At 60.9% G+C, this 7918-nt stretch carries 7 protein-coding genes; 6 read left to right on the top strand and 1 reads right to left on the bottom strand.

The genetic code is table 11. The features are described from left to right. Window positions 1-964, top strand: a 964-nt coding sequence (locus WA943_RS00195) for a TonB-dependent receptor domain-containing protein (protein ID WP_424467483.1), incomplete at its 5' end; no start/stop codon positions are given. On the opposite strand, the gene WA943_RS00190 is transcribed toward WA943_RS00195, so the two are convergent. Next, entirely contained in the window at window positions 965-3565 is a 2601-nt protein-coding gene (locus WA943_RS00190; RefSeq protein ID WP_424467481.1) for an autotransporter domain-containing protein, read from the bottom strand. 355 nt (window positions 3566-3920) lie between these two features. On the opposite strand from WA943_RS00190, the gene WA943_RS00185 reads away from it, so the two are divergent. From WA943_RS00185 to WA943_RS00165, 5 genes are all read left to right on the top strand, one after another. Beyond that, window positions 3921-4847 carry a LysR family transcriptional regulator gene (locus tag WA943_RS00185; RefSeq protein ID WP_424467479.1) on the top strand — a complete coding sequence of 309 codons (927 nt, stop codon included), beginning with the start codon at window positions 3921-3923 and terminating at the stop codon, window positions 4845-4847. Window positions 4848-4914: 67 nt separating this feature from the next. Continuing rightward, window positions 4915-6492: a phospholipase D-like domain-containing protein gene (locus WA943_RS00180; RefSeq protein WP_424467477.1), complete on the top strand. Its 1578-nt coding sequence runs from the start codon at window positions 4915-4917 to the stop codon at window positions 6490-6492. 93 nt (window positions 6493-6585) lie between these two features. Beyond that, a complete protein-coding gene (locus WA943_RS00175; protein WP_424467475.1) occupies window positions 6586-6885 on the top strand; it encodes a DUF883 family protein in 300 nt (99 codons plus the stop codon). Between the two features lie 12 nt (window positions 6886-6897). Then, a complete protein-coding gene (locus WA943_RS00170) occupies window positions 6898-7413 on the top strand; it encodes a phage holin family protein (protein ID WP_424467473.1) in 516 nt (171 codons plus the stop codon). After that, complete coding sequence (locus tag WA943_RS00165) at window positions 7410-7904, top strand: hypothetical protein (RefSeq protein WP_424467471.1); 495 nt, start codon at window positions 7410-7412, stop codon at window positions 7902-7904. Before WA943_RS00170 ends, WA943_RS00165 begins: the two co-directional genes overlap by 4 nt. Window positions 7905-7918 lie beyond the last annotated feature (14 nt).

The following is a 7918-nucleotide window of genomic DNA, read 5'->3' as shown; positions in this document are numbered from 1 at the left end:
TTACAACTACACGGTGAAGGCGCTGGTGCTTGCGCCCTATCTGCATACGATCTGGCAGCTTGGCGATACGACGCAGCTCACCGCCGGATTGCGCTATGAATATACGCGCTACGATTATGAAAACCTTGCAGGGCCGACAAGCGTGTCCGTCTATGCGCTTGATCGCTTCGCACGACCGGCAAACCGCGTCGACACGTTTTCAAATCCGACGCCCAAGCTTGGCCTCACGCATATCTTCAACGAGAATGTGACGGGCTTCGTCAACCTCGCCCGCGCCGCGCGCGCGCCGCAGACAACCGACATGTATCGCCAGCAGAAAGTTCCCGGCACCGCGACGCCGATCGATCCGAGCCAGGTCAAATCGGAAGTGCTGAACAGTATTGAAGTCGGCGCACGCGGACAGATCGGCAGCGCGGCTTACGAAGTCGCGACCTATTACATGACAAAGAGAAATTTCTACTTTCGCGACGCCAACGGCAACAATGTGACGGATGGACGAACGAAACACATGGGCATCGAGGCGGAAGTCTCCGCGCCCTTGATGTGGAATTTCGACATTGCGGCGTCGGCGACCTATGCGCGCCACACTTACGACTTCAATCACCTGCCGCCGGGCGGCTCGGAACAAATCTTCAAGGGCGACGATGTGGACACAGCGCCGCGCACCATCGCCAATCTGCGGCTCGGCTATACATTCGCTGCCGACAAGGCGCGCGCCGAAGTGGAATGGGTGCATATGGGCGCCTACTGGATGGATGCGGGCAATACGCAACGCTATGACGGCCACGATCTCTTCAACCTGCGGGCGGAATATTCGCTTACCGAGAACCTTTCCCTTTTCGGCCGCCTCTCCAACATCTTCGATACGCGCTATGCGGATCGCGCTGACTATGCGTTCGGCAATGACCGCTACTTCCCCGGCGAAGGCCGGGCCGCCTATGCGGGCGCGACGGTGCGGTTCTGATCAGAACCGCAAGGCTGCCCTGATGACGGCCGTGTGGCTCCGATAGTCGGAGCGGTACTCGCCGTCATAAGCGAGGCTGACATCGACATTGCGATTGGCCGCGAGGTTGAGAGCGAAGCCGACATCGAGACCATCGCTGTCGACGCGATCCGTGGCGCGGGTGGAGGCGGCGATGCCGTTGGTTGCCGAGACGGAAAGCGGATTGTCGTTATAGTCGTGCAACCAGCCAAGGCGCAGCTCCGGCGTGACCTTGCCGCCGCTCGTGTCGAAACTCGTTGAAAGCTTGACGCCGAGTTCATGACGCAGGCTGCTCGTCGAGAATTTGTCGACGGTGAGGTTTGCGCCGAGCGCGCCCGTTTCGCTATAGCCATCAGTCGTTATATGCACTGCGCGCAGATCGGCGAAGGGCGTCAGCGAGGTCGAGCCGCTGAGCGGCACCTCATAACCGATCCGCACATCGCCGACGATCTGGTCGCCGTCATAATCGGCGCTGGCGATGCTTGCGATGAGGCTCACCGAACGGCGCTGATCGAAACGGTTGAAGCCATAGGACAACTGCCCGTCAATGCTGAGGCGCGACGCGGGCCGCCATGTGCCATAGGCGGTGAACTGATAGGTGTTGAGTGTCACATCCGTGCCGTCGAAGCGATCCTTGCTGTCGCCGATGCTGCGGACCCAGTTGAAGGCAAGACCGGCATCGACGTCGCGCGAAACCGGAATATCCGCGCCGACAACAAAGCCCGCGCCGTTCGCGTCATAGCCCGTTGCGCCCGACGCGCTGCTGCGCTGGGCATTGGCGAAAAGCAGCTTGCCCCAGAGACGCCCCTGCGAAGGCTGCATGTTGACGGGCACGATGGGCGCGATGCTCGCGACCTTGAAGGAGGACTGATGCGAGGCGATGGCGTCCGCCACCGGCGTGACATTGTTCAGCGCCATTTGCGGCGCGGTGAGGCCCAGATGGTTATAGGCCTGCGCGACGCCGTCGAGCGTGACCACGAAATCATAAGCGCCGCCATTGTCCATGATGGCATAGGAGGTCTGATAGCCTTCAACCGATGTGGTGATGTCCGATGCCGTGACGCTGTCGGCTGTAAGCAGGTGATAGCTCTGGCCGACCGCGAAGACGGGCGCGCCAAGCGCGACGAGCGAGACACGGCCCGCATCGAGATCCGCGTCCCCTGTAACGACATAGTGACCATAAGTGTCGGGCGCGGTGACGCCGAAGACCATCTCGCCTGCCGAGAGAATGACATGGCCGCTGACGGCGACTTCGTTGTTCACCTGCACATTGGCACCGGCAAAACGCACATTGGCATTGCGCGCGAAAATCGTGTCATTGAGGAGCAACAAACCGCTGCCGAAGGTAATATCCTGACTGACGGCGTTGTAAACGTCGAAGATGGGCAAAGCAGGCGCCCCAAAATTTGTATTGATGAGCCCTTGCGCACCGCCAAGCCCTGTCAGAACACCGCGCTTGTCCGTGCCGCCGTTGATGGTAAGAGTGGCACCGTTCTTGGCGATAATGTCGCCTTCAATTGTGCCTGAATTGACGAAATTATCGATAATGATTTCAGGTGCGACGACCGGAAAGTTGCCCGATCCGTTGAGGACAATCTGTCCGTGGATCAATCCGTTGTTTGTCAGCGTACCGATACCACTTGTGCCCGCAGCCAAGGCAACATCGTCGCTGCTGATTGTGCCGTTGTTGATGAGCGTTCTCACCCCGCCAAAACTCACATCGACGGCAGTGTCGCCCGATATCAGCCCGTCATTCTGGATAAGATCTGACGTTCCGAAGCTAAAAACATTCAATCCCTCGCTGATGCCGACGATATTTCCGCGATTTATGATCGTGTCAAAGCTGACATTATGCATTGCGTTATAGCCGGAAATCGTTCCGCCAACGTCATTTATCAGCGTACCAAATCTGCTGATATATATCCCGGCGCTGCCTGTGCTGCTGCCACCGGAAATCGTGCCGCTATTGTTGAGCGTGCCGATCCCGCCCGGCGCATTAATGCCGTAGCCGGCGCTGGTCATCGTCCCGCTATTATTGACGATATCAACCGTTCCATATCCCGTGGACACACCGCCGACGACAATAGATGAGGACAGGAGGGCCGCATAGTCGCCCGACAGGTAGCCTGCATTGGTGATGACGGAGAGCGACGGCCCGGCGTAAGTAATACCGACATTCGATGCTGAAATAATGCCGTCGGCCTCGTTCGTGACCGTGCCACCATCGGGATTGACGATATAGATCCCGCTGAGGACATTATTAATGGTGCCACTGTTCACAATAGAACCGAAGCCGCCGACAGTGCTGATGCCGTAATAGGCAGGTGCGGTGATTATGCCGCGATTGGTCAGCATGCCGCTGCCGGGCGCCGTGACTTCGATGGCGTTGGCGCCACCGCCATTTATCGCGCCCGTATCCGTCACCAGAAAATCATCACTCGTCCAGGTCTGCGGGCCGGCGCTCGTCGAGATGGTCGTATCCGCCATCGCCACATGCGGCAGGACTAGCGCACCGGCCGCGAGGCCAAGGAGCGGAAAGGCGAACCGCTTGCGATGGACGGAATATTGCGCTGTCGATGTCATATCGGCCCCCGGCCTTTGAGACGGGCACCGCCGGACGCGAAGCATGCAGAAGCCCCCGCGCGTCTCGCCGTGCACGTCAGATCGTGATTTCCATGGTTAAGGCAAACGAGAATCCGCCCCCTGCCACGCCGGATGAATGCAGCAAGCGCCGTGAGTCCGGGCAAGATGCATTTCCGCAAGAGCCACCAAAATGCGCGGGTTCATTCCGAAAACAGGGGAACCGCTATTCACAACACGGATGTTTATTCGCCTTGAGAATTGCCTTCATTTGTTTCAGGAATTCTGTTCAATAGGAGCCTGCCGCCTGATGAGAGGCGGCATTAACCTGTGCCCCCTGTTCAACCCGGGCTGACAAGTGAATATTCGCAATCTCGATCTGAACCTTCTGCTGGTTTTCGACGCCATCTACCGGGAGCGCAGCATCGGCGCAGCGGCGCAAAAACTCGACCTGTCGCAGCCCGCCGTGAGCAACGCGCTTCGCCGCTTGCGCGACTTCACGGGCGACGCACTGTTCTTCCGCTCCGACAACAAGATGATGCCAACGAGAGTGGCGACCGCCCTCGCCTTGCCCATTCGCCATGCGCTTTCCTCCGTCGAAGGCATATTGACGACCGTGCGCCAGTTCGATCCGGCAACATCGACGCGGAGCTTTCGCGTCGGCTTCAACGATCTCTACCGCATGATGCTCGCGCCCGCGCTCGCCAATCTGTTCGAGCAGGAAGCGCCCAATGCCAAACTCGAAATGGTGCTGCAGGACATCGACACGCCGGACCTGCTGACCGATATTCGCAACGGCACGATCGAGACGGCCTTTCTGCCCGCCGCCCATTTCGATGAAACGATGAGCCATGAAGTGCTGACCGAAGAACCGCTGGTCTTCACCGTCCGCCATGGCCATCCCGCACTCGGCAAACCGGTTACCAAGGACGTGCTGAGCAATCTGCGCCATGTGGTCGCTTCCCAAAATCACGCCGCGCGCACGCTGGTCGAGGATGCCTTGCGCAAGGCCGGTGTGACCCGCGAGATCGCCTGTGTGATGCCCGATGTGAGCGTCATCCCGGCCATGGTGGAAGTGACCAACCTTGTAGCGGTGACGGGACTTGCCTTCATCCGCCGCCATATGCGCGACCACGCCATCACCATACTGGATGCGCCGGTGGCCTTGCCGCGCCTGCGAAGTTCACTGGTCTGGGCCAAATCCTTCGACGAGGACCAGGGCCATAAATGGCTCCGCAGCCGGATCGCCCAGATCGTGAAAACGGCGATCAGCATCTCCAACTAGGAATTGCCGACTATTTATCTTGTACTTGGCTTTGAAGGCCGTCTGGCCCAGATTTGCGGGACACGGGGTGGACGGACCTCCGGACAAAAGCGAGCAATACGGCTTGCCGACAGGTCTTCTCGACGAGGACAATGCCGTGGCGGCACAGGCCGCTCTCGCCCCCGCCCTTTTCTCCAACCACGCGAGGACCATGCAGACTTTCGCCGATATCTGGCCCATAGCCGTTGCGACGATCCAGTTTGCCGCCATGCTCGGCGCCGCCGGTCACGCCATGCTGACCAAGAGCGATGTGCGCTCGGCGGCAGGCTGGGTGGGCTTCATCTTGCTGGTGCCGTTTCTCGGCTGGCTGATCTATCTGCTTTTCGGCGTCAATCGCATACAGCGCCGCGCGAGAGAGATGCGCGGCATAAGACGCGGCGCCGCCCTGCCGCTGCCGCGCGCACGGCCCGGCACACTTCCCGCCGACCATGGCGAGCAACGCCGCGCGCTGGAAGTCTTCGCGCGCTTTGGCCAGAAGGTCTTGCCCGAACGCTTCGAAGCGGGCAACGCCATCGACGTGCTGGAGAATGGCGACGAAACCTATCCCGCCATGATCGAGGCGATCGATGGCGCAACGCGCTCGCTCGCGCTGTCGACCTATATCTTCAACAATGACAGGGCAGGCCAGCTCTTTCTCGATGCGCTGACACGCGCGACCGCGCGCGGCGTGCGCCTGCGACTGCTGATCGACGGCGTCGGCTCCTGGTATTCGCACCCCTCGATCATTCCCGATCTGAAAGCGCGCGGCATCAACTATGCGCGCTTCCTGCATTCGTTCCTGCCGTGGAAGATGCCTTATCTCAACATGCGCAATCACCAGAAAATTCTGGTGGTGGACGGCAAGCTCGGCTTTACCGGCGGCATGAATATCGCGGAGGGAAACCTCGTCCGCCAGAACCCGCGAAAGCCGATCCTCGATCATCACTTCCGCGTCGAGGGGCCGGTCGTGGCGCAACTGATGCGCACCTTCGCCCATGAATGGACCTTCACCACCGGCGAAATTCTGGACGGGCCGGACTGGTTTCCCCAGATCCTCCCCTCGAGCGGACCGGGCGCCGACATCATCGCGCGCGGATTGCCGGGCGGCCCCGATCAGGGCATCAACCCGATCCGCTGGACGCTGCTCGGCGCGCTGACGGAAGCGCGCGAGGCGATCCGCATCGTCACGCCCTATTTCCTGCCCGATTCAACCCTGAGCACCGTGCTCTCGCTCGCCGCCATGCGCGGCGTTCAGGTCGACATCGTGCTGCCCGCAACGAACAACCTGCCCTTCGTGGACTGGGCGGCGACGCCGCAACTTCTGTGGCTGATCGAGGCGGGCTGCCGCGTATGGAAAACGACAGGGCCGTTTGAACACACCAAGCTGATGACGGTCGACGGTATCTGGTCGATGGTGGGGTCTGCGAACTGGGACGGGCGCAGCCTGCGGCTCAATTTCGAGCTGAACCTCGAATGCTATGGCAGCGCCTTTGCCACGCGTCTCGACCGGATGATCGACGCCAAGATTGCCGGTGCAAGACCCGTCACCTATGAGCAGATCGCCAGCCGTTCGCTTCCCGTAAAGCTGCGGGATGCGGCCATCCGCCTCGCCTCCCCCTATCTTTGACGGCATCAAGACCATCTTCCTTTTGACACGGAAGGGAGCGAAGCTAGGCGCGGGGCGTTAGGTTAGAGTGTCAGACCAGCAGGAACAGGACTCATGACCGAGAAAAGCGCGAAGGCGGACGACAAGGCGGCGGAGGAGCTGGAACAGCTCCGGGCCGAAGTCGAGCGCCTGACCAAGGACCTTGCCGACGCCAAGGCGATGATCGCGGAAGATGCGCAAGGCGACGCGCCCGAAGGCATTCGCGAGACCGCCGAAGACTTTGCCGAAGACCTGAGCGAACGCGCGCAGGAGGGCTGGAAAGAACTTCAGCAGCAGATTTCCGACCACCCGGTGCCGAGCGCCTTCATCGCCCTGGGCATCGGCTTCGTGCTTGCCCGTCTTCTGTCACGCTAGAGGTTACAAGGCATGATCGACACCACCGTCAAACTGCGCCGCCTCGCCGAAGTGGAACTGATGCGCGCCGAGATCGAGGCGCGCAAAGTTGCGCGGCGCATACTCTGGACGGGCATTGCCGTGCTGGTCGGCCTGCTTGCGCTCGCCATGCTGGCCTTCGCCCTGTTCATTGCGCTCTCCAATGCCTATGGCCAATTGAATGCAGCGCTGATCGTCGGCGGCGGCTTGGCCGTGATGGCGGCAGCCGCACTCGCCTTCGCGTTGCAGGCACCCGGCCGCACGGCAAAGCTCGAATCCGAAATCCTCGCCCGCTCCATCGACGATGCGCGGGAAGACCTGCGCGAGGACCTCGAAGCGCTGGAAAAGCGCTTTGCGGGCCTCTCCCATTTGCTTCAAGGCCCGCAGGCCGGTGCGCCCGGCACTGCCAATCCGAATATCGCGATCATCACTCTGGTCCTGAACACGCTGTCGGCGCTGAGCCCGACGCTGCGGCGCTACATTGAACCCATCTTGAAGATCATCGGATGAAAAAACCTCGTTCCATATCTCTTCTCTGCGCCGCATTTGCGCTAGCCGCTTGCGCCCAGACGACTAATCCGCAACCGCGCGTGACCGAGCAAAGGCCGGTGCCGCTCATCAAGACGCCGATTGAAGACAGCACGGGCATTGTTGGTCCGGGCGGCGGCGTGCTGCTTGGCGGCGCTTTCGGCGCTGGCAGCGGTGCGAAGGCCTTCGCGCTTGCCGGACTTGCCATCGGCTATGCAATCGGCGGCTCGAACGGCCCGACGCTTTCAGGCTTTGCGGCATCGGAACAGCGCACGGCGATGAGCCGGGTGATGGATGTGCCGCTCGGCACCAGCATTCGCTGGCAAACGCCGTCCGACAAGGCGAGCGGAGAGATCACGCCGCAGCGCGAATATACCGACGCCAAGGGAAACCGCTGCCGCGACTTCACGGAGACACGGCATGTGCGCGGCTCGACCGGGCATGTCAACGGGACGGCTTGCCTGCCGGGGTAGTGCTGGATTGTCCG

This window comes from Parvibaculum sp., from assembly GCF_049651025.1.
In the GTDB taxonomy this organism is placed as follows: Bacteria; Pseudomonadota; Alphaproteobacteria; order Parvibaculales; family Parvibaculaceae; genus Parvibaculum.
The sequence above is the reverse complement of the archived record's forward strand: the minus strand, read 5'-3'. Positions and strand labels throughout refer to the sequence as shown.